Below are 19,709 nucleotides of genomic sequence, written 5' to 3'. Positions count from 1 at the left end.
CGCGACGATCCCGAACGGGGAGACCGGCGGACACCGCCGCAGCCCAGGATCACGCCGCAAGCAGGGCAGGGCCCGTGTCAGGCGGGCCAGTACGAGCAGCGCACCCCGGTGTGCACCGCCTGCCGCAGATGCTCACCGATCGCCGGATCGGCTGCCGCGATCCGGTCCAGCGCCCGGCGGACGGCCTTGCTCACCGCCACCCGGGAGCGCTCCTCGCTCTCGGAGAAGCGGCGCGCGCGTCCGCCCAGGCCCGTGGCACCGGCGAGCTGGCTCACCAGCCAGTCGTGCTCGGCCTGGGCCACAGCGGCGCGCTCCTGGTCGCGGGCCGCCCGGAACGCGTCCAGATCGGTGCGCAGCCGCGCCAGACGGCTGCGGTACTCCTGCACCGCCGCCCGGTCCAGCACCGGCTGTCCGGGCGCAGCCGCCCGCCCGGCGGCCTCGCCGAGGGCGGTCAGCCCCGCCACGAGGTCGGCGGCCCGGATCTCCTGGCGCGGATTGGCGATCAGCACCACCAGGTGCAGCATTCCCACGCTGTGCTCCACCAGGACGCTGCGCCCACGCAGCCCGATCAGCCACTTGCGGCCCAGCCGGGTACACGACACCGCCGGCTGTCCCTGCCCGTCCTCGTCCTGTGGATCCGCGCCGTCACGCCCGTCGGTCCTGGGCAGCGGCTCCGCGGCCTCCTCGGCGGCCGCGGCCATCTCCTGCCGGACGGCGTCGGCCTCCGCGGGCCGCCCGGCCCGTACGAGCGCCACCGCGAGCCGCTCCCAGGAGGCATTGACCGCGGGCCAGTGCGCCAGGGCGAGGTTGCGCCGTACCGCCTCCCGCAGATGGCCCACGGCCCGCTCGGCATCGCCCGTGGCCAATGCGGCGACCCCCAGCGCGTGGTGGGCCGAGCCGAAGCAGGCGACGGCAAGACTGCCCACCACCGGCAGGTGGGCGTAGGGGCTCAGCAGCTCGTAGACCCGTGCCGCCGTGGCGGTGTCGTCGAGGAGATAGGCCGCCTCCGCGACACCGTGCATCGTCACCATCCAGCTGCTCGACCGGGGCAGGTCGCCGAGGTCGCGGCCGCACAGCGTGGCCAGTGCGCCGACGGCCCTGCGCCGGTCCCCGGCCGTCACCGCGGCCACCGCCAGCGCAGCCAGCGCGTGATCGTCCACAGCGCTCAGCGTCGGCGAGTTGACCACGTCGCCCAGGAGCGGCACGAGCTCTCCCACCCGGCCCTGATACCAGCGGATGGTCACCAGTTGGGCGGCCTGCCACACGGTGGCGTTGACGTCACCGGCGGCGATCCCGCGCTCGGTACAGGCCCTGGCCAGCACCTCGGCCTCGTCGAGGCGGCCCGCGCGGACGGCGAGCATGACCTCCATCGCGCTCACGACGAAACCGACCGCGAGATGATCACGCTCGGCCAGCAGGCCACGAAGCTCCGCCAGGCAGCGTTCCGCGTGAGGGTCGCCGTCCAGGAACATGTCCACCGTCTGCCACAGCAGTCCCATCAACAGATCGCTGCGGCGGGACGTGAGAAAGCTCTGCGCGACCAGCTCGCCGGCCAGTTCCCGGCGCAGCGCGCCATGCTCAGGACCGACCAGGCAGTGATGAGCCAGGCTCGACGCCTCGGCCCGCGCCAACGGGTGCTGCCGTGCCCTTGCCTGCTCGAGCAGCGCCAGTACGGCCGTGTTGTCGCTGCTGCGGTAGTCGCCCTCCCCGGCCAGTCGGATCCGCAGCCGCAGTGTCAGCGAGGACTGGGGGTCCAGGAGCTCCAGCACCCCGCGTATCCGCGATTCCAGGAGAACCGAGCCGGCGACCGTACGGTGTTCGTGCACCCACAGACCGCCGAAGCCGAGCGCGGCCACCGCCATGGACCGTGCGTCGCCCACCGACTCGGCCATCCAGTAGGCGCGTTCGAAGCGGTCCCGGCCGGCGCGCAGATCGCCGTCGTCGACGACGGCACGAGTGCCCTCCTCGAGCAGGGCCCGAAGCTCACCGGCCTGCCGGGCGTCCGGTCCGGACGCGTCCCGAACGGGCGCATCGACATTCTTCACGGCTCTGTTTCTCTCCTGGGTGCACTCGACAACGCCAGGTGAAGCCGACCGGACGGCCGTGTCGGTCGTGATCAGTGGCCTTGCCACAGGACGCGGGACGGCGAGTGAGCCTAGCGCAGCGGCCACAGCGGGGGAACAGCCGAAGGTCGTACGGCAGATGGACACCGTGGAAAAGCCGGTGCTCCGGGACCCGACGTGCCGGGTCCGGGCTTCCGGACCCGGGGGCCACGACGCCAGGAAGGACCGTGACCGGCTCGCACCGGCCGGTGCGGACCGGACCGGCAGACGTGGACCGGCCTCCACCTCCACCGGCCCAGGCAGCGTCACCGAGGACGGTCGGCCATCCCGGATCGAGATCCCGGTGTGCATATGTACCTGTCGGAGCCCCTCGGTGGCGTCTCGGGGAGCCGCCGCGTCGGGAGCCGGCTGCGCCAGTTCACCGACCCTCAGGCTGACGGGGAGCGTGGCCTTGCTCGGCTCGGTCGTCGGCGTCCTGGGGATACCAGCGGAGTTCGATTCCGTTGCCGTCCGGATCCTGGATGTAGACCGATGTGGCCGTGCCGCGTGCGCCGAATCGCGGTACGGGTCCTTCGAGAACCGTGCAGGGTGCCGATGCGATGAACTCGTCCCAGTCCAGGGGGTCGACGGTGAGACAGATGTGGTCGACATTGGCCGAACCTCGGGCGCCGGCGACGAGGTCGATGATGGTCTCCGGGGTGATCCTGACCGACGGAAAGGGCGCCTGCGCCTGTCGCCACTCGTCGACGCGTACCGGCTCCAGCCCCAGGAGGCCGGTGTAGAACGTCAGGGAGCGTTCGACGTCGGCGACGTTGAGGACCAGGTGGTCGAAGGCCTTGACCCGCAGGGAAGGCACTCGCGGTGCCTCGCGACGGGTCTGCGCGGGGCGGCCGTGGCCCTGCGTGGACGCGTGAGTTTCGGACGGGCCGGTGGTGGCGTTCGGCGTGATCACAGCTCTTCCCTCGATGGTGGAGTCGGTGGGGTTGTTCCAGGATCCGTCGGACCGGATGCGCCATCAAGGCAGCATTGCCATACGATCGTTGAGCCTGACTCAACGAACGGGGAGAGGGACGTGCTGGAGCGTGTGGAGCTCGAGACCTTCCTGACTCTTGCCGAAGAGCTCCACTTCGGCCGTACCGCGGAGCGCCTCGGTCTCACGACCGGCCGGGTGAGTCAGGTGATCAGGAAACTGGAGCGGCACATCGGCGGTGCGTTGTTCGAGCGGACCAGCAGGACCGTTCGACTCACCCCGGTCGGCGAGCAGTTGGCCGGCGAGCTGGCACCCCTCGTCGCCGCGATGGAGGCCGCACTGCGCAAAGCGGCCGACGCGAGCCGAGGTGTCACGGGCGACCTTCGGGTGGCCTTCCTCGGGGAGGGAACGGCCCCCGCACTGCTCAAGGCGGTCGCGCTGTTCGGCGAACGGCACCCCGACTGCCGGGTCGAGGTCCGGGAAGTGCAGCTGTCCAACTCCCGCGCGAGCCTGGTCGACGGTTCGGTCGACGTCCTCGTCGCCTCGTACCCCTTCGACGGGATGGCCTGCGGTCCTGCGCTGATCACGGAGAAGCGGGTGCTCGCGGTCGCTTCCGGGCATCCCCTCGCCGGTGAGCGTTCGGTGTCGCTCGAGGTGCTCGCGGACCACCCCGTGGTGCAGTACCCGGAGGTCACATCGTTGGGGTTCAAGCGGGACCGCACCCCGGACCGCACCCCGTCGGGCCGCCCGATCCCGAAAGGACCGGCCGGAGCCTCGTTCTCCGAAATGCTCACACTCGTCGCGATGGGCAAAGGGGTCCTTCCGGTGGGCGAGTATTCCCGCCTGTACTATCCGCGTCCTGACGTCACCTACGTGCCCCTCCACGATGCACGCCCGATCGAACGCGGCCCGGTCTGGCGGAGGGGGAACACCACCGCGCACGTCGAGGAGTTCGTACGGGCTGTGGCGGATACGGCGAACAGCGTGAGGGTCCCCCGAGGCGCAGGGAACGGGTGACAGCGGATCGGCCGAGCCTCGGCGGAGGAGCTCCGGCGCTGCCCGTCTCGAGGAAGTGTCCACCAAAGTGGCGTGAGCGTGCGGTGCGGACGTGACGGACTGCCGAGCCGAAGCCCGTGAACCGCCGCACGGCCGAGGAACTCGGCGTGGATCACGAAGGGGCTTCGACGTCCGGCGCTGTCGCGGCGGGCGCTTTCCGGGCCGGCGGTGCGCCGGAAGTCATGTGCGCGGCCCGGGACGGGGCGGGCCGGCTGGGTGCGGCCGTCGCTGCTGCGGCTGTGACGCCCGGGAAACCGGCTGCCGCGCTCGCAGGCGGGACTGCCGTGCTCGCGCGGGAGCCTGCCGTGTCCCGGACGGGTGTCTGGTCCGTCTGTCCGCAAGCCCGCACGGTTCCCCGCCCTGCAAGCGGCCGAGGGAGGCGGGGAAAGGGATAGGAAAGACATGGAAAATTTCGCCAAAGAAATCGAGGTATTTCGGTCAAAAAAGGCAGCTGTGTATCTGTGTGTACCCGGACAAGCGCGGTGGAAGCGAACTCTCTGCATCTTCCGAAGCTGGACATTTCACGGCCGGCGAATCAGATGCGGAGCCGCCGTGTACTGGGGCTGCTGAACTGCCGGGGCCTTGCTCCTCTGGTTTATCTGATCCTCCGGTCGAGTGCTTTCGGTGATTCGCTTTCCATGGGGGAGGGGTCTGTAGAAACCCCTTGCTTATGCGCTCCGACCTGCCGTTTGACTCCCTTCGGGCACGGGCTGCCCATTCGGCTCGATGCCGGTCGGTCGGATTGGACATCCAAAATTTGTGGGTAGTGTCGGTTGCCCTGACAGGGATTTCCTTTCGTTCGAAGGAGGATCGACCAGTGAAGAGTATGGCTGGAACTCTGGCTGCCGCAGTTCTGGTGGTCGGGACCGCTGTTCTGCCGCTCGCCGGAACGGCGGCAGCTGCTGCGGCCCCTGGTGCCGTCACGTCCCCCGCGGCTGTGGGTGCGGGCCTCCCCGGTGTCGACCACGGCGGTGACCACAACCGTGGCGGCGACCATGACCGTGGCGGCGACTGGGGCCGCGGTGGCGACCACGACCGTGACCGGGGCCGGGACTGGGGCCGCGGCGAGGACTGGGGCCGTGGCGGGGACTGGGATCGGTATCACGACCGGGGCCGTCACTGTTACTGGAGTCACCGCCACGGCTGGGGCCACTGGGTCTGCCTGGACGGCTGGCGCCGGTAGCTTCCGCCTCTTCGACCGGGGTGCTGCCCGCCGCTTGGCGGCGGGCAGCACCCCGGTCTGCTCGGATGGCTTCTCGGGGTGTTCCGGCGGGGGCCGGGGTGTCAGCCGGGAGCCACTCGAACCAGTGGTCCGCTTCGAACGCGGATCGTGCAGGCAGGCCGTACCGGTCTTCGCCGCCCGTCTCGCCGGATGGGCAGCGAGGAATCGGGGGCCTGGTCTCGCGGATGAAACCCTATTACCCGGGCTGATCGGTCGGTCGCCTGCTGAATGGCGGGATTGACTCCTGAAGATCGTTGGGGGTGGCGCCACTCGATAAGATGTAATGCACCTCTAGTTTTCGCCGCGCCGCGGGCTGCCGGACGTTTCCGGAATCGACTCATCTCGTCCACGTCGAGAACTGTCAGAGCCATGTTCCTGACATCAGTCAGAAGGTTGTCGGCACTCGGAGGGTTCGCCGGAGAGCGGAATCGCTGGCCCCCCTTGTGGCACCGCGCGCAACGGCCGTGGTGGATGATCCTTGGACGACGAAAACCTGGACTTCTCCAGCGGCGCTCCATCATGCGACCCGCTCAGTTCCGGTGGAGCAAGAGGAAAGCGATGGAAAGCCCCTCTTCTGCGCTTGTTCGGTCGATCCGGAATCCGGGGCAAGATCTGTGTCGGCAGCGACCCGATTTTGGTTCTGGATCACTTTCCCGATCCAGGACCAATTTTCAGCCGTCGCCGACCGGCGGCATCGAGGTGCTCCCGGTGAGAGGCCCTGGTCCTGCCGTAGATGTCGAAGAGCGACACGCTGCATACTGCTGACGGCCAATGGGGCGGCACGTGAAGCGCACGATACGGGGAGAGAGCCACCATGACGCGTGAGACCGCCAGTGCCGCAATAGGTCCAGCCTCTTGGGCCGCACGTTTCGCCTGGGGCGTGTTCGGCCTCTTCCTGTTCGCCTGGACGGTGTTCGAGGCGGCGAAGCACACGGGCCTGACCATTCCGTTCGCCGTGGCCGGGCTCCTTGTCCCCTTCCTGGCCAGGCTCGTGCCGGGCTCGGCGGCCGTTCAGGTCGCACTGCTGCGGGTCTGGATCCCGTTCGCCGTCATGGCGGTCTGCTCCATTGTTCCCGGCCTCTCCGACAACACTGCCGCGCCCTTCACCTTCGGGATGGCCTGGCTGACCCACATCGCGCTGAGGCGCGCTCTGGGATACGGGCTCCGCTCGTCGTGACAGAACGATCAAGTGCGCGGGGACAGGCCCGCGCCCCGTGCGCGGGTCTGCCGCCTGCAACGTGTGCGGGCCGCGGTCGTCATGGACGTCACCGCGCCCGTGCCGACCCGCGCCGAGAACGAGAACGCTCTTCACCAGGTACGGCTTCGGCCTGTACGCGTCCAGTGGTGGGGTCCATGCGGGCACGCGGCGTGGGAAAGACTGTTGGCTTCGACCTTGTGTCCGGGTGGGTTTCCGGTCCGCCCGTCGGGCTGGGCGGTGTGGTTCGGAGTCTCCCGTCGGTCTATCGGCCGGGCAGCGGGACGCCTCCTGTCATCGTCACTCCGGCCTCGGCGACGCGGGTCGCGATCCCGGTGGCGGCACGTTCGGCCAGCGCGGCGATGGTCAGTGACGGATTGACGGTGAGCGAGGCGGGAACAGCCGAGCCGTCCGTGACGAACAGGCCCCGGAATCCTCGTAGTTCGTGCTTGTCGTCGAGGGCACTGGTGGACGGGTCGTCGCCGATGCGCGCGGACCCGAGCGGGTGGGCCGTGACCGTACCGGCCAAGGCCTCGGTCCACGGACGGACCCGGGACAGACCGTCCTTCTCCAGGATTGCGCGGAGCGCCGTGTCCGCCCGGTCCCATGCCTGGCGGGTTCGGGTGGTGGGGTGGAAGGACATCGTGCCCTGACCGAGACCGGGTGCCAGGCGGATGAAGCTCCCGGTGGGAGGAACCACTCCGAAGGTGCCCTCGTTGTCGTCCTCGGTCATGGCGAGCAGGGTGAGCCACGACGGCCAACGGGCCCGCATCCGACGCTTGTCGACGCCGAACCAGCCGGGCGCGCCGGTCGTCTGGGCGAGGACGTTGGTCAGCGGCGGGAAGTAGATCTGCTGGAGCATGAACCGGCTGTACTCCGGTGCGGACGGATCCAGGTAGTCGTACGTGGCGGAAGTGATCGGCCGGCCGATCGGCAGCCCCTGGTAGACCGTCCCGTCGGGGCGGGAGAGTCCGAGCAGCGACCCCGTCCTGCTCTCGTCGACGTCGGCGACGCTGACGTGGTCGCCGTTGCCGGAGAAGTAGCGGCCGACCGCACGCGGGATGCCGCCGAGCAGCAGGGAGGACCGCTGGAGGATCACCGGCGTGCCCACCGCACCCGCCGCCAGCACCACGACCTTGGCGTGGATGATCCCCACGTTCGTGGTGCAGGTGTAGTCATCGGGGTCGAGGACGGTGTAGGCGACCGCGTAGCGGTAGCCGGACTCCAGTGAGGGGGTGATCAGCTGGACCTCGTGGAGTGGCCGGATGACCGCGCCATGGGCTTCCGCCGCGGGGAGATAGTTGAGGAGCATGGAGCGCTTGGCGTCGAACGCGCAGCCTGACAGCATCCAGTTGCAGTTGGTGCAGGCAGCGGTGTCCACCGCCACCGGAACCGGATTGCAGGTGTGCCCGGCCCGTCGGCAGGCGGCCGCCAGTACCCCGCCCGCGTAGGAGACGTCCGACCAGCCGGTGCGTGCGACCGGCAGTGCCTGCTCCACCCGGTCGTACCACGGGTCGAGCGTGGCACGGCTGAGGGACGCCGGCCACATCCGCCGTCCGAGGCTGCCGTGGCGCTCGAAGGCGTACGACGGCGCCCGCAGCGAGGCGGCGAAGTAGACGACGCTGCCGCCGCCCACGCAGTTGCCGGCGACCACCGAGACGCCGTCGCCGCGGATCACATCGACGATCTTGTTGTAGGTGCCCAGGCGCATGGAGTGGCTGAACTGCGCCGCACCCCAGCGGGGTCCGCGCTCAAGAACGGTGACGCGTGCTCCGCCTGCGGCCAGGTAGTACGCGGGGATGGCCCCGCCGAAGCCGCTGCCGATCACCAGGACGTCCGTGGTCTCGGTCATGCCGGGCTCCCGGAAGGGGTCGTGGCGGGATGGAGTGCCGCGAGCGGGCGGCCGTAGGAGAAGTCCCCGAACCGCCACAGGCCGTCCGGGTCCGGCTCGGGAAACCTCAGCCAGTTCAGGCCCGGATGGCCCTGGGCCAGGGCGGTGGCCGTGTCGAACTGCCCGGCGGTGTCGAACGCGATGCCGACGATCAGGCTCATCATCTGCCAGACCGGCTCGTCGACGTCGCCCGAGCCGAACAGGCCGCTGACCAGATTGGTCCGGTGCGGGAAGGACAGGCCGACGAAGGGCGGCCGGCTGGGTGACAGCCAGATCAGCCGGACCGCCGCATAGGTGACGGCACGGGCGTCGAGCAGGGCCGCGATCTCCGGCAGCAGCGAGGCCAGCGGCAGCTGGGGGGAGTTCATGACGTCGATGACGCCCGCCTGGACGGCGCCTGGCCCGGTGACCGCTCCGGCGCACACCTGGTCACCCGGGAACCGGTGCTCACCGGGGATGAGGGTGTCGGCAAAGGCCCCCAGGGTCTGTGTCGTCCAGCCCTCGGAGACATGCGCCGCGGCGGTCGCCGGGGTGGCGGTGAGCCCCCCGGCTGCCGACAGGGCAACCGATGCGGTGAGCGCCTTGAGGATCGCTCGTCGGTCGACGGTGGACACGGCCGGTCAGCCGATCAGCGCGCAGCCGAGGTCGGACGCAAGCGCCACCGTCAGACCGGTCTCCCCGGCCTTCTGCCCGTATTCGGACAGCGCGTCGGCCAGGTCGTCGAAGTTCGAGGCGCGCAGGGCGGCGACGGCGTCGCCGATGCCCACCGTCCGGCCGTCGACGCTGAAGTGGGTGAGGCGGGCGCCGGCCCGTCGGCCGGTCTTGTCCCACCAGTACTGGCCGTCCCACGCCACGTACGGTACGGCGCCGTCGGTGGCCTGCACGCTCCAGTGGTCCTTCTGGTAGTAGCGGCAGGTCAGCATGGTGATGGCGAAGCGGGCGGGCTCGGCGACCAGGAAGCGCAGGGCTCCACCGTCGTCGAAGGTGATGTCGCGCTTGCTGTACTGCACGCACAGCGGGTTCGCGAACATCAGCCACAGGGGCGGCTGTTCACCCTCACCGAAGTCGTGCCAGGTGCACGTGGCGGCGAAGCCCGGTTCGGTGAAGGGCCCGACCGGAGGCACGTCGGGGGAAGTCCGGACCGCCGAGGTGCTCACGGTCCGGGCCGTACGGACGTCAGTCGCCGATCCGGCGGGTGCGGCGGATGCGTCATGGCTCGGGAACAGCGCGGCGCAGACCCCGAGGGCCAGCGCGAAGCCGGCCGCGGTCGTGCGCAGGTACACGGGGAACACAGGACCTCCTGGACGCGCAAAGGTGTGGTGTCGCTCGGAAAAGGCCGCCGAGGGCGGGGAACCGGCAGGCCGAGGATGGGCACTTCGCTCAAGCGGCAGAGGTGGTACGGGTGACCGGGCCTCGATGACGGCGACAGGCATCCCGACGCGGGAGAGGTGGGGACGGCCATGTCTTCGCCGGCGCCCGGGTCGACAGCGACCGGGCCGGTGCTCGAACGCGTGGGCAGGTCGCGGGACGGCGGCTGGTCGAGCTGCGCACTGTCGAGCGGCGGGTCGCCGGGGCCGGACGCCAGGGGCGGCGGACGGCACTGACGCAGCGTCCGTTCGCCGACGGAGCGGTACCCTGATCGCGTCCAGGAGTGGCGGCAGGGGCCGGTGGGAACCGGGAGTCCCATGGGCTGCTGCCGCCCCGCTGTGCTCGAGGCGGCAGGCCGCCTGCCCGTGCGGGCCTCGGTGCCGGCCCCCATCGCCGCGGCCGCAGCGCGCGGGCCGTCCCCTCCACAGCGGGCATGGTGTCGAGCAGCATCGCGGCCCTGCCCTGCACGAGCCGCGTCCACACGCAGGTGCCTCCGTCCGTGAGCAGGGCGACCGCACGTCCGCCGAGGCGGGCGGATCCCGATGGTTCATCGGTCGCCGACCTCCGCGTGCGCGGTGCCCGACAGCCGCCATACGGCTTCCCGCCGCCATGTGCCCCACCAGCGCTCCAGGCTGACCACCGTGTCCGCCCTCTCGCTGTTGCGGCAGACCGCGGCGGAGCCGTCGGGGTCGGTGTAGTCGAGCGACAGGGTCCGGTCGGGCGGCTGGGTGACCGTCACCTTGATGCGTCTCAGGCCCGCCCTGCCCTCGACCCGCCACTCGGGCAGGCCGAGGTCCGCGCGGAACCGGCCGATGCCCGCCCAGCCCACGGCGGAGCGTTCCGCGCGCCGGGGCCAGCTGCGGCCGTTTCGGTGCAGGCGCAGGAAGACCAGGGGCGGCAGCCTGTGGAGTCCGCGTCGCATGGACACCGCGGCGACGATCTCCAGGACGTCACCACCGCCCAGGTCGGCGTGGAGCCAGGCCCAGCGGCGTGCGTTGCCGTGGCCGTAGATGCGGGCGTCGGCCCCCGGAGCGTGGTCCAGTCGCAGCTCACCGGCGCCGTACCGGATGGTGCCGCTGTAGCGGGAGCGGCTGGCGGGGAGCATGTGCGAGGCCGGAAGCCAGGGGTGTCGCCAGGACCAGCGGGGAAACGTGTGCAGCGGCGGGCCCTCGGGGCTCTCGGTGAGCGCCCAGGTGAACGTCCCCGCGGAGCCCGTGAGCCGGCCCGGTCGGACGCGGATGCCCTCGGCGGTGAAGCCTTCCGGATGCGCTGTCCACGGTACGGGGCCGAAGCGTGCGTGTTCGACGTGGCCGTCCTTGGGGAAGACGGCGATCCAGCCGTGCGCGTAGGCGGCGGAACCGTCGGAGGGCGCCACCAGTTCGTGGTGCAGCCAGATCCCGCTGTCGGTGGCCGGATCGGTCAGGGTCGTGTACCAGACCTCGGTCCGCCCCGGTGTGCCGTCCCAGCGCGACGCCAGATGCCCGTCGGCGGGGGACGCGACAGCCCGCGGGAACCGGAAACTCGCGAGGAAGGGCAGCAGGCCGGTGACGAGGGGAAAGCGCAGCGTGCCCTCGCCCACGCGGTCACCGTTCTCGTACAGGGTGTACGGCAGTACGGTCAGAGAGGCGAGCGGGCGCCTGGGCGACATCGACTTGCCGCCGACCAGAGTGAGTCGCCGGCCTTCCATGGCGAAGGTGATCCGGTAGCGGATCCAGTCGCGCGAAAGGGGCGCTGTCTCCAGCTCGCCCACGGCTTCGGTGTCGTCGGCGCGTCCCGCCACGCGTACGCGTCCGGTCACGTGCGCCCGCGTCGTGCGGTGGGGCAGCGGCACCGCGTCGGCACGGACCAGCAGGTCCAGCCGGACGGGCTGGTCGCGGTCCTCGCCGGCCAGACGCACACGGCCCAGCAGGGTCTCCCTGAACACCGTCCCGCGTAAGCTCACAGGGCGCCTTCCCGGCGTCGGCGGGAGCGTGCCAGCCCGTCGAGCATCATGCGTTCCGTCGCCGACAGATAGTCGCCCGCGGCGGTGCGCGCCGCCTCCTGGTCGCCGGCGGCCACCGCCTCGACGACCGGAGCCAGACGGTCACCAGCGGCCCGGGGATCCTCGAAGGGCCCGACCAGCGCCCCGCGCACCGGCAGATACGCGTTGAACAGGGTGTTGGTCAGCAGGACGTACACCCGGTTGCCCGTGGCACGGGCCAGTGCACGGTGCACCTCGACGTCCGCCAGCTGCACGGGCTCGCCGCCCGCCGCGTCGCCGACGGCCGCCAGCAGCAGACGCAGTTCGGCGACCTGGGCCGCCGTGGCACGGGCCGCCGCGCGTTCCGCGATCAACATGCCGATGCTGCGGCGGACTTCGAAGATCTCACCGATCCAGTCGGGGCTGTGGAGCACCAGCATCGGCAGGAGGTCCGCCCCGCCCAGGCGCAGGAAATCCCTTACCCGGGTCCCCACTCCGTGGCGCGTCTCCAGCAGCCCGGCGTGCGCCAGCCGCTCGAAGGCGTGCTTGAGGGAGGTGCGAGTGACCCCGAATCCGTCGGCGAGTTCACGTTCGGGAGGCAGATAGCTTCCGGCGGGATGACGCTCGGCGAGGATGTCCTCGCGCAGCCGCTTCTCCAGCGCGTCGACGATCGTCTCGCGTGGCAGTGCATCCACCTCGGCTCCCGGTGATTGAGTGGTCCAGTGGCTGAGCCACTGAACCACCGTTGATGACACGGCGTCAATAACTGCGGCCGGGACAGCGACGATGCCACGCGCGTGGATTCCGGTTCGTCACGATGCCGCCGCCCGACCGGGCACGCCCCCAACGGCGGCCACCCGAAAGCGGAACGAACCAGTTCACCTCGAGCTCCGTCATGGTCATGAATGGATCGGGAGCCGCGCCCGGGGTCCGAACTCCCCCTGCGCCATGCGGTACCCGGCGAGACGGAGCACGCACGCTCCAGAGGGAGCCCACTGATGCGAACCAGCACCTCAAGCCGACGCAACGCCGCCAGGTCGACGCGGTCGCGGCGGCTGTCGTGGTACTCGGGCACGGTCATGGCCGTGGCCGCGCTGACGACCGGCTGCACGGCGCAGGGCGGGGGAGGGGAGGCCGAAGGGTCATGCGCGATCGCCGCCCTGTACGGGGGCCGCACCTACACGCAGGTGGCCGACGTCGACTTCACCGTTGGCGAAGCACTCGGCCCCGCCGAGTTCCCGCCCTGCGACGACACGCCGGGCCACGACGACGATGCCGCAGCGCCCGAACCGGCCACGGCCTACGCCGTCGACGGCTTGAATCCACGTATCGCCATTGCGATGCGGTACCCCTCGGACGAGGTCGTGCTCCTTGCCGTCCGACCCGGCGGCAGCCTGCCTCCGGAGGTCAAGGCCCTGGCACGAGGCTAGGGTTGGACCGGCGTGGGACAGGGCCACCATGTACCTCGCGGGCTGAACTGGCCGTTCCCCAAGGAGAGTTGGAGGGGCACCGCCTGCTGGGCAGGGAGCGGAATCCCTATCGACGGACGACGGGCAGGACGAGGAGCAGCGCCAGACGGGAGTGCGCTGGTGTCTGCCCCGAGCACCATGGACACGGCGATCGGGACGCCCGGGCGCGGTCGCCGTGTCCCCGCCGGGTAGTCCGACGCGAGGGTGTCGAGCAGCGCCGAGAGCGCCCCCTTCACCTGCTGCCCCCGTCCTTGATGCCCTTCGGCTCGAAGCCGACGCGTACCGGCCGCCACCCGGCGAAGGGATCCGCGCGTGCGCGCCCCCGCGCAGGACGCGGGTCGACCGCTCGCGGGTCACCCCCCAAATACCGCGACGGGCGGCCAACTGCGCAGCAACACCGACCGGTCGGCGATCCCGGGTTCCGGCCTCGACACACGGTCATTCGTGCACATTCACTGCGGCGGGTGGCATCCCGCGGGCGGCGCCCCGAGGAACTCCAGCACGATCGCGTCCACGGCCGCAGCGCCGGCGGTGGGCATCGCGTGGTGGCCCAGCCCCGGCAGTACTTCGACCCGGGCCCGGGGCAGCAGCCGACGGGCCCGGGCCGCCGTCGCCTCGGCGTCGTGAACCCGACTGCGTCCGGCGAACAGCACCAGCGCCGGCACGGCGAGCGGCGCCGGGTCGAGCGTGCGCCCCACCACCGGCCGGCCCCGCCCCCGCAGGGTCGCGCCCAGCACGTACAGGCGCTTGAAGTCCTCGTCCACGCCCGTTCCCGCGCTCTCCCAGTCGAGGTACGCGCCGACCCGCCGCGCGGTGGGCCGCAGCAGCATCGGCAGCACACGCAGCAGGTAGCCCGGCCGGTACCCGCCGAACACCTGGGTCGGATCGAGCAGTACGAGGCGTTCCACCCGCCGCGGCATGTGCAGCGCGTACGCGGCGGCCACCCAGCCGCCGTACGAGTGCCCGCACAGGGCGGCCGCCGACAGCCCCAGCCCGTCCAGTACGGCGTCCAGCCACGCCGTGAGGTCGCCCGGCGTGCGCAGTGGCAGGCCCGCGCGTTCGCTGCGGCCGACGTCGCCGAGGATGTCGACCGCGTACACCCGGTGCAGGGCCCCCAGGGCCGAGGCGTTGGCGAACCATGACGTGCCGGTGGTCCCGCCGCCGTGCAGCAGCACCAGCGGCGCGCCGTCCGGGGGGCCATAGGCGTGCACCCGGGTCGGTCCGTACGGCGTGGGCACGGTCAGCTCGGCGGTGCCGGCCGGCCAGCGGGCCAGCAGCGCGTCGTAGGCGGCGAAGAATGTTTTGGACACACCGGCTCCTCGGGAGATCGCCTGACGTATTCTCTCGCTGAGCGAGATACTAGGCGAGCGAGAGAAGATGCGTCAGTGAGTACCGAGCGGACCCCGCACGACCCGCGGCTGCGACTGGTCCACCAACTGCGCGCGGCGACCGTCGAGTTCGACCTGCTCGCCGCGGAGTTCGCCGCCCGCAACGGACTGCACCCCACCGACCTGCGGGCCCTGATCGCCCTGCTCGACGCCGCCCGGGCCGAACGCCCCGTGACCCCCGGCCGGCTCGGCGAACAGCTCCGACTCAACTCCGCCGGCACCACCACCCTCATCGACCGGCTGGAGCGGCTCGGCCTGGTACGCCGCGAACGCGACACCACCGACCGCCGACGGGTCCTGCTCACCGTCGAGCCGCAGGCGATCGACCTCGGCTGGTCGTTCTTCGGCCCCGCCATCGGCACGCTGCTCACCGCGATGGACGCCTTCACCCCAGCCGAACTCGACACAGCCGAGCGCTTCCTCACCGCGATGACCACCGCCGCCGCCCGCACGAACGCCGCCACGCCTGACCCGTAGCCGAGCGCGGCCGGGCGGCGGGCCCGCGGCGTCGAGGGTTTCACCCGTCCCAGCCGCACCGGCCATCGCACGAGGTCCGCCGGCGGCCCACGACCGACCGGCCCCGCCGTCCCAGCAGGCCGGATCGGCCGCGCGGACGGCTCACCGCACCGCGGCCGATCCCGACGGAGGATCGCGCGGCACCGAGGAGAGACGCCACGAGAACGTGACATCTGCCCAGGTCGAAGCCGCAGTGCGGTGGACGGTGGCCCGGCTGTCTCAGGCTTCGTTGCCGCCACCGGCAGATCCGGCAAGGGGACCTGAGACGGCGGCGACGAAAGGTGAGACGGGACGCGGGGGGCTGGGCGGCGAGCTGCTGTGGCGATGGTGACAGTGCGGCATCCGCAGAAATGACCAGCTGTCTGTCACCCGATCTGGCCGTTTCCGTAAGCGACTGCCCAGACGGCCGGAGTCGCGTGCACGAGCGGGTTCGAGCCGTCGTCACGGATCACGGCCGCGACGATATCGGCGACCCGGCCGCGGGCCGACAGCCGCGCTAAAACGAAGTGATCGGGCTGCTCGGCTGCCGTTAGGCTCCCCACGGAGGCCGCCCATGGGGATGTCGTTGCTGTACGAGGTTTTGGAACCGCTGCCGGACGCGGAGAGCGCCCTGCGCCGCGCCCGCGAACTCCTGAGGGACTTCGCCGACTGGGCGGACGACCCGGACATCCCCGAGATCGGCCAGGTCGTCACGGCGGAGCAGTACGCGCACGCGCTCACGTTCTTTCGCGAGGGCCGGTTCATGACCCGGGCCGGCAGGCGCTTTCCGGAGACGGGCCTGGAGGACTTCTGGAGGCGGCTGCACGCGCTGGGCGTGCCGCGCGGCGAGGATCCGTACGAGGTGCAGGTGGAACTGATACCCGAGCTCGCGGGGCTTTGGCCGCTTCCCCCGGAGATCTGTCTGGAACCGTGGCGGGACGCCTGGCCGCCACTCGTGCTCTCCCGCTCGGAGGAGACCTGCGGGGAAGCCGACATCGACGCCCTGGTCGCGGACGTCGGTCCGCTGTCCTTCGACGTCGGCTGGCACGCCGCGCTGCGCGGACTGCCCTCCAGCAAGCTGTGCGGTGTCCAACTGTGCCTCAACAGCGTCTGGACCTGCCAGAGCTCCGAGCCGGCGCAGGGCACGCACGGTGTCCACCTCTCCATCGGGACCAGGAACCGAGACGTGCAGGAGGAGTGGCTGGCCGCCACTGGCCTGGCTCTCGGCGAGCCACTGCCGGGCTGGTAGACGTCAGCTCATTTCCGCTCCCCGCAGCAAAGGCAAGCGGGGGAGAGGGGTGGCAGGCCGGAGTCCGGAGCGCCGTCTGGCCGGACGGAATCGTGCAGCTCGCCGTACTGCCGTCGTCCCCCGCGGCCGCGTGAGCGGACCGCACCGTCAGCCGTGGTCGCGGGGAGCAGCTGCCGCGATGTGGCCGAGCCCGTCGTGGGCGCTCCGCTCAGCGCACCACCGCGGTAATCCCTGTTGCGACCTGTCAGGACGGCGCGATGCGCACGACCCGCCGTCCCCCGGCCATCGGTCCTCGCTCACGCTGCGGTCCCGGCTTCAGAGGTTCGTGCCGCCGCCCGGGCCTGCTCTGTGGGCCGTCTGCGGCAATGTGGCCCCCGCCCGCTTGCGCCTGCAGCCAGGACACCCACACCGGATGAACAATTGGCCTGGTCAGAACACAGGGACGTGTCTGGGCGGTATCGAGGGGAAGCGACCGATGGACAGAGCCGGGCGTCCGGATCGTAGAGCGCTGCTCGTCGGCGGAGTCGTGGGCGGCGTGCTCGCGCTCGCGGGGTGCTCATCGATGAGGGTGGCCTCCTCGGCGGCCAGCGCTTCGCCGGAAGCACGGCCCACCACGCCCGCCGCGGCGTTCGCGAGGCTGATGGAAGGCAACAAGCGTTGGGTGAGCGGAGACCTTCAACACCCCGACCGGGATCCGAACCGGCGTCAGTTCGTGGCCCAGGAGCAGGAGCCCTTCGGGTCGATCCTCTCGTGTATCGACTCCCGGGTGCCGCCCGAACTCCTCTTCGACACCGGCCTGGGTGACCTCTACGTGATGCGCACGGGCGGGGAGGCGGTCGGACCGGTGGTCACTGGTTCCGTCGAGTACGGGCCCATGACGAGCGGCACTCCCCTCATCGTGGTCCTCGGGCACCAGCGCTGCGGCGCCGTCAAGGCGGCGTACGCATCCATTCGTGACGGCAAACCGCTGCCCGGCAACCTGCAGGCGATCGTGAAGGCACTGCAGCCGGCTTACGAGCAGGCGGCCCGGGAAGGCGGCGCCGACCCGGTCGAGACCATGGCCCGTGCCCAGGTCACGTTGACCGCGGCCGATCTGCGCTCCAACGAGGACCTCGCCCCGCTGGTGAGCAAGGGCGCCCTCGCCGTGGTCGGCGCCTTCTACTCGCTCGACACCGGCAAGGTGGAAGTCCTGGCCGGCGCGCCCTCCTGACCGGCCCAAGGGGCGGTACGAGGTCGGTGACGGGCGGCCGAACAGCTTCCCGAGGCGCCCCGGATCGGCTGACAGCCGGCATCACAGGCAGAGTCGACCACGACGACGGCCGCGGCCTTGCGTCCGTCCTCGGTGTCGCACATCTCGATGAGCGGCGTCGGAGACGTCGTGACGGTCGTGCTCAGGTCCCACTCGTCGTCGCGGAGCGGAACCCCGACCGTCTTCGAGGCGTGGGGCATGGGTTTGCTCCTTGACGAGTCGGCCGTCCGTGAGATGCGGCGGGACAGACAGTCCGTAGGACCCCCGTTGAGACCTGCCGCAATGGCGAGTGCGGATCACAACGCAGGCGCCGCGTAGGACTTGCGCCTGTCCAGGAGCCAGGCCCTGTGAGGTCGTCCGGCCCACCGGACGGGAGTCAGGGGATGGTCGCGGGTTGCCGAAGAGGCCGAGCCTGCGACCGTGGCTGCGCTGGGCGCGGTCGCGCTCCTGCTCTCGCCGCGAGCCCTGGTCCTGGACCTGCCCGCCCGCCGCACCGCCCTCTTCCGGGTCTACCGGGGAGCGGCCCCGCCGACAGCGTCACCCCGGTCTGGCCGGCCCTGTCGTGGATCCTGGACCGACGCACCACGAGTCAGCGCGCTGAGAAGGCTGGGGATCTGGGTGGTTTCTCCGGCGGGACGGAAGACGCAGGTCCTGTGCTGACGCACGGCCGCTCGAGCGCTCCTTTGATGCTGTCCACCAGCTGCCCTCCCCGGATCAGATCGCGGGACGCCGGAGCACGTTGGTGGGCTCCCAGTCGCTCCTCCAGAAGGCTTCAAGCCCGTACTCGTCGATGAACTGCCGCTCGACCTCGTGGATGGGGTACATCCCTTGGATATTGATCACGTCGTGGCCCTCGTGTCCCGGAATGCCGACGTCGATGCCCAGGTAGTCGTCTCTGTCGAGGACCAGTGGCGCGAACACGCAGAATGCCGTCATCTCCGACTCGGGCACGATGCGCTCACCGAAGTTGATCGTGCTGCCGTAACTGAATGGGCAGGCTCCACGGAGTTGCTCTGCCAGGAAGCCCACGGCATGGGCCCAGATCACGTTGGTCGAGTTCACGCTGAGGCAGAGTTCCGGCGAGCCGTGCTGCCAATCGGGATGCTCCGCCAGCGACAAGCCGTAGGTGAGCGCCGTGAGAAGCCCGTCCGGCAGGTTGTCGTAAACGATCTCCGTCACGCCCCGCAGCCCCTTCTTGGTCGACTCGACAGGGAAGAAGCGGGGCTCCCTTCCTCCGGAGAGTCGATCAAGATGGGCGAGGTACTTCTCAACGCGACTGACCATGTGTCCAGCCTGCACGATCGCTCACTGGCGCACGCCCCCGGGGCCGTCACCGGTCACGCTCCGCAAGAGGTCCACAGAAGTTGTGCAGAACCCGAGTTCCGACGGCAGTTGGCTCTGGCCGGGGAGCCGCTGACCGAGGAGGAGATGAACCGCCTGGTCGAGGCGCACCGGCCGGTGGTGCGGCTGCGTGACCAGTGGGTGATGATCGATCAGGCGCTGGTCCGCGAGCAGCGCGGCCGCGAGCTCACCGCGATCGATGCCCTGGGTGCGACGCTGACCGGCGAGGCAGAGATCGACGGCACGTCCGTACCGGTCACCGCGACCGGTGCCCTGGCGCAGTTGCGCGCGCGGATCGCCGAGCCGGAGGCGGGCCCGGACGGCGCATCGGCCACCGCCAGTCAGCCCGCCGCGCTCGCAGCCACACTGCGCGATTATCGGCTGCGGGGCCTTGACTGGCTGGACCGGATGACCTCCCTCGGTCTGGGCTGCTGTCTCGCCGACGACATGGGCCTCGGTAAGACGATCACCTGATCTCCCTCCACCCGCGCCGTCACGAGCGATTGGCCCATGGCCCCCTTCTGGTGGTCTGTCCGACGTCCCTGCTCGGCAATCGGGAGCGCGAGGTGCGGCGCTTCGCACCCGGTATCGCCGTACGTCGTTTCCACGGCCCGGGCCGCACCCTGGACGACCTCGCACCGGACGCCTTCGTCCTCACCACGTACGGAGCCCTGCTTGGGCAGCGCGTCAAAGCAGTGCTGAGCTGGTCCGTTCGGGGTACTCGCGTGATCACGTGATGGGCCATCGCGCGGTCCGTCGTTGTGGATCAGGCAGAGAAGAACAGGAGGTGATC

Annotated in this window: 15 protein-coding genes and 1 pseudogene; 7 read left to right on the top strand and 9 right to left on the bottom strand. The window is 70.8% G+C overall.

Going from position 1 to position 19,709, the window contains the following annotated elements; translation table 11 throughout:
* Positions 1-77: 77 nt before the first annotated feature.
* Both ACZ60B_RS09060 and ACZ60B_RS09055 read right to left on the bottom strand, forming a co-directional pair.
* Positions 78-2,045 (bottom strand): hypothetical protein, encoded by a 1,968-nt coding sequence (locus ACZ60B_RS09060; RefSeq protein ID WP_469385355.1) that lies wholly within the window; start codon positions 2,043-2,045, stop codon positions 78-80.
* 436 nt (positions 2,046-2,481) lie between these two features.
* On the bottom strand, positions 2,482-2,910 hold the full coding sequence (locus ACZ60B_RS09055; protein ID WP_469385554.1) for a VOC family protein: 429 nt from the start codon (positions 2,908-2,910) through the stop codon (positions 2,482-2,484).
* Positions 2,911-3,135: 225 nt separating this feature from the next.
* On the opposite strand from ACZ60B_RS09055, the gene ACZ60B_RS09050 reads away from it, so the two are divergent.
* Together ACZ60B_RS09050 and ACZ60B_RS09045 are read left to right on the top strand one after the other, a co-directional pair.
* The gene (locus ACZ60B_RS09050) at positions 3,136-4,050 is read left to right on the top strand and encodes a LysR family transcriptional regulator (RefSeq protein WP_469385354.1); all 915 of its coding nucleotides are present in this window, start codon (positions 3,136-3,138) and stop codon (positions 4,048-4,050) included.
* A gap of 2,075 nt (positions 4,051-6,125) precedes the next feature.
* Positions 6,126-6,488: a hypothetical protein gene (locus ACZ60B_RS09045; RefSeq protein ID WP_469385353.1), complete on the top strand. Its 363-nt coding sequence runs from the start codon at positions 6,126-6,128 to the stop codon at positions 6,486-6,488.
* Between the two features lie 283 nt (positions 6,489-6,771).
* Here the strand turns inward: ACZ60B_RS09045 and ACZ60B_RS09040 are convergent, their stop codons facing one another.
* The 5 genes from ACZ60B_RS09040 to ACZ60B_RS09020 all read right to left on the bottom strand — a co-directional run bounded on the left by ACZ60B_RS09040 (position 6,772) and on the right by ACZ60B_RS09020 (position 12,420).
* Positions 6,772-8,358: an FAD-dependent oxidoreductase gene (locus ACZ60B_RS09040; protein WP_469385352.1), complete on the bottom strand. Its 1,587-nt coding sequence runs from the start codon at positions 8,356-8,358 to the stop codon at positions 6,772-6,774.
* Entirely contained in the window at positions 8,355-9,011 is a 657-nt protein-coding gene (locus tag ACZ60B_RS09035; RefSeq protein WP_469385351.1) for a DUF5987 family protein, read from the bottom strand. The genes ACZ60B_RS09040 and ACZ60B_RS09035 overlap by 4 nt, the downstream gene beginning before the upstream one ends.
* 6 nt (positions 9,012-9,017) lie before the next feature.
* Complete coding sequence (locus ACZ60B_RS09030) at positions 9,018-9,689, bottom strand: hypothetical protein (protein WP_469385350.1); 672 nt, start codon at positions 9,687-9,689, stop codon at positions 9,018-9,020.
* A 623-nt stretch (positions 9,690-10,312) separates the two neighbouring features.
* A complete protein-coding gene (locus ACZ60B_RS09025) occupies positions 10,313-11,707 on the bottom strand; it encodes a hypothetical protein (RefSeq protein ID WP_469385349.1) in 1,395 nt (464 codons plus the stop codon).
* On the bottom strand, positions 11,704-12,420 hold the full coding sequence (locus tag ACZ60B_RS09020) for a FadR/GntR family transcriptional regulator (protein ID WP_469385348.1): 717 nt from the start codon (positions 12,418-12,420) through the stop codon (positions 11,704-11,706). Before ACZ60B_RS09020 ends, ACZ60B_RS09025 begins: the two co-directional genes overlap by 4 nt.
* A gap of 303 nt (positions 12,421-12,723) precedes the next feature.
* Here ACZ60B_RS09020 and ACZ60B_RS09015 point away from each other — a divergent pair, with 303 nt between their 5' ends.
* Positions 12,724-13,155, top strand: a complete 432-nt coding sequence (locus ACZ60B_RS09015) for a DUF6281 family protein (RefSeq protein WP_469385347.1) — start codon at positions 12,724-12,726, stop codon at positions 13,153-13,155.
* Positions 13,156-13,646: 491 nt separating this feature from the next.
* Here the strand turns inward: ACZ60B_RS09015 and ACZ60B_RS09010 are convergent, their stop codons facing one another.
* Complete coding sequence (locus ACZ60B_RS09010) at positions 13,647-14,504, bottom strand: alpha/beta fold hydrolase (RefSeq protein WP_469385346.1); 858 nt, start codon at positions 14,502-14,504, stop codon at positions 13,647-13,649.
* 75 nt (positions 14,505-14,579) lie between these two features.
* Here ACZ60B_RS09010 and ACZ60B_RS09005 point away from each other — a divergent pair, with 75 nt between their 5' ends.
* The 3 genes from ACZ60B_RS09005 (at position 14,580) to ACZ60B_RS08995 (ending at position 17,536) form a co-directional block, all read left to right on the top strand.
* Complete coding sequence (locus tag ACZ60B_RS09005; protein ID WP_469385345.1) at positions 14,580-15,059, top strand: MarR family winged helix-turn-helix transcriptional regulator; 480 nt, start codon at positions 14,580-14,582, stop codon at positions 15,057-15,059.
* Positions 15,060-15,651: 592 nt separating this feature from the next.
* Positions 15,652-16,326 carry a hypothetical protein gene (locus ACZ60B_RS09000; RefSeq protein WP_469385344.1) on the top strand — a complete coding sequence of 225 codons (675 nt, stop codon included), beginning with the start codon at positions 15,652-15,654 and terminating at the stop codon, positions 16,324-16,326.
* 661 nt (positions 16,327-16,987) lie between these two features.
* Complete coding sequence (locus ACZ60B_RS08995; protein WP_469385343.1) at positions 16,988-17,536, top strand: carbonic anhydrase; 549 nt, start codon at positions 16,988-16,990, stop codon at positions 17,534-17,536.
* A 753-nt stretch (positions 17,537-18,289) separates the two neighbouring features.
* On the opposite strand, the gene ACZ60B_RS08990 is transcribed toward ACZ60B_RS08995, so the two are convergent.
* Positions 18,290-18,754, bottom strand: a complete 465-nt coding sequence (locus ACZ60B_RS08990) for a suppressor of fused domain protein (RefSeq protein ID WP_469385342.1) — start codon at positions 18,752-18,754, stop codon at positions 18,290-18,292.
* Between the two features lie 201 nt (positions 18,755-18,955).
* On the opposite strand from ACZ60B_RS08990, the pseudogene ACZ60B_RS08985 reads away from it, so the two are divergent.
* Positions 18,956-19,590, top strand: a pseudogene (locus ACZ60B_RS08985) (SNF2-related protein); the annotation flags it as partial.
* Positions 19,591-19,709: the final 119 nt, after the last annotated feature.

Source organism: Streptomyces sp. NPDC104096 (genome assembly GCF_055584385.1).
The sequence above is the reverse complement of the archived record's forward strand: the minus strand, read 5'-3'. Positions and strand labels throughout refer to the sequence as shown.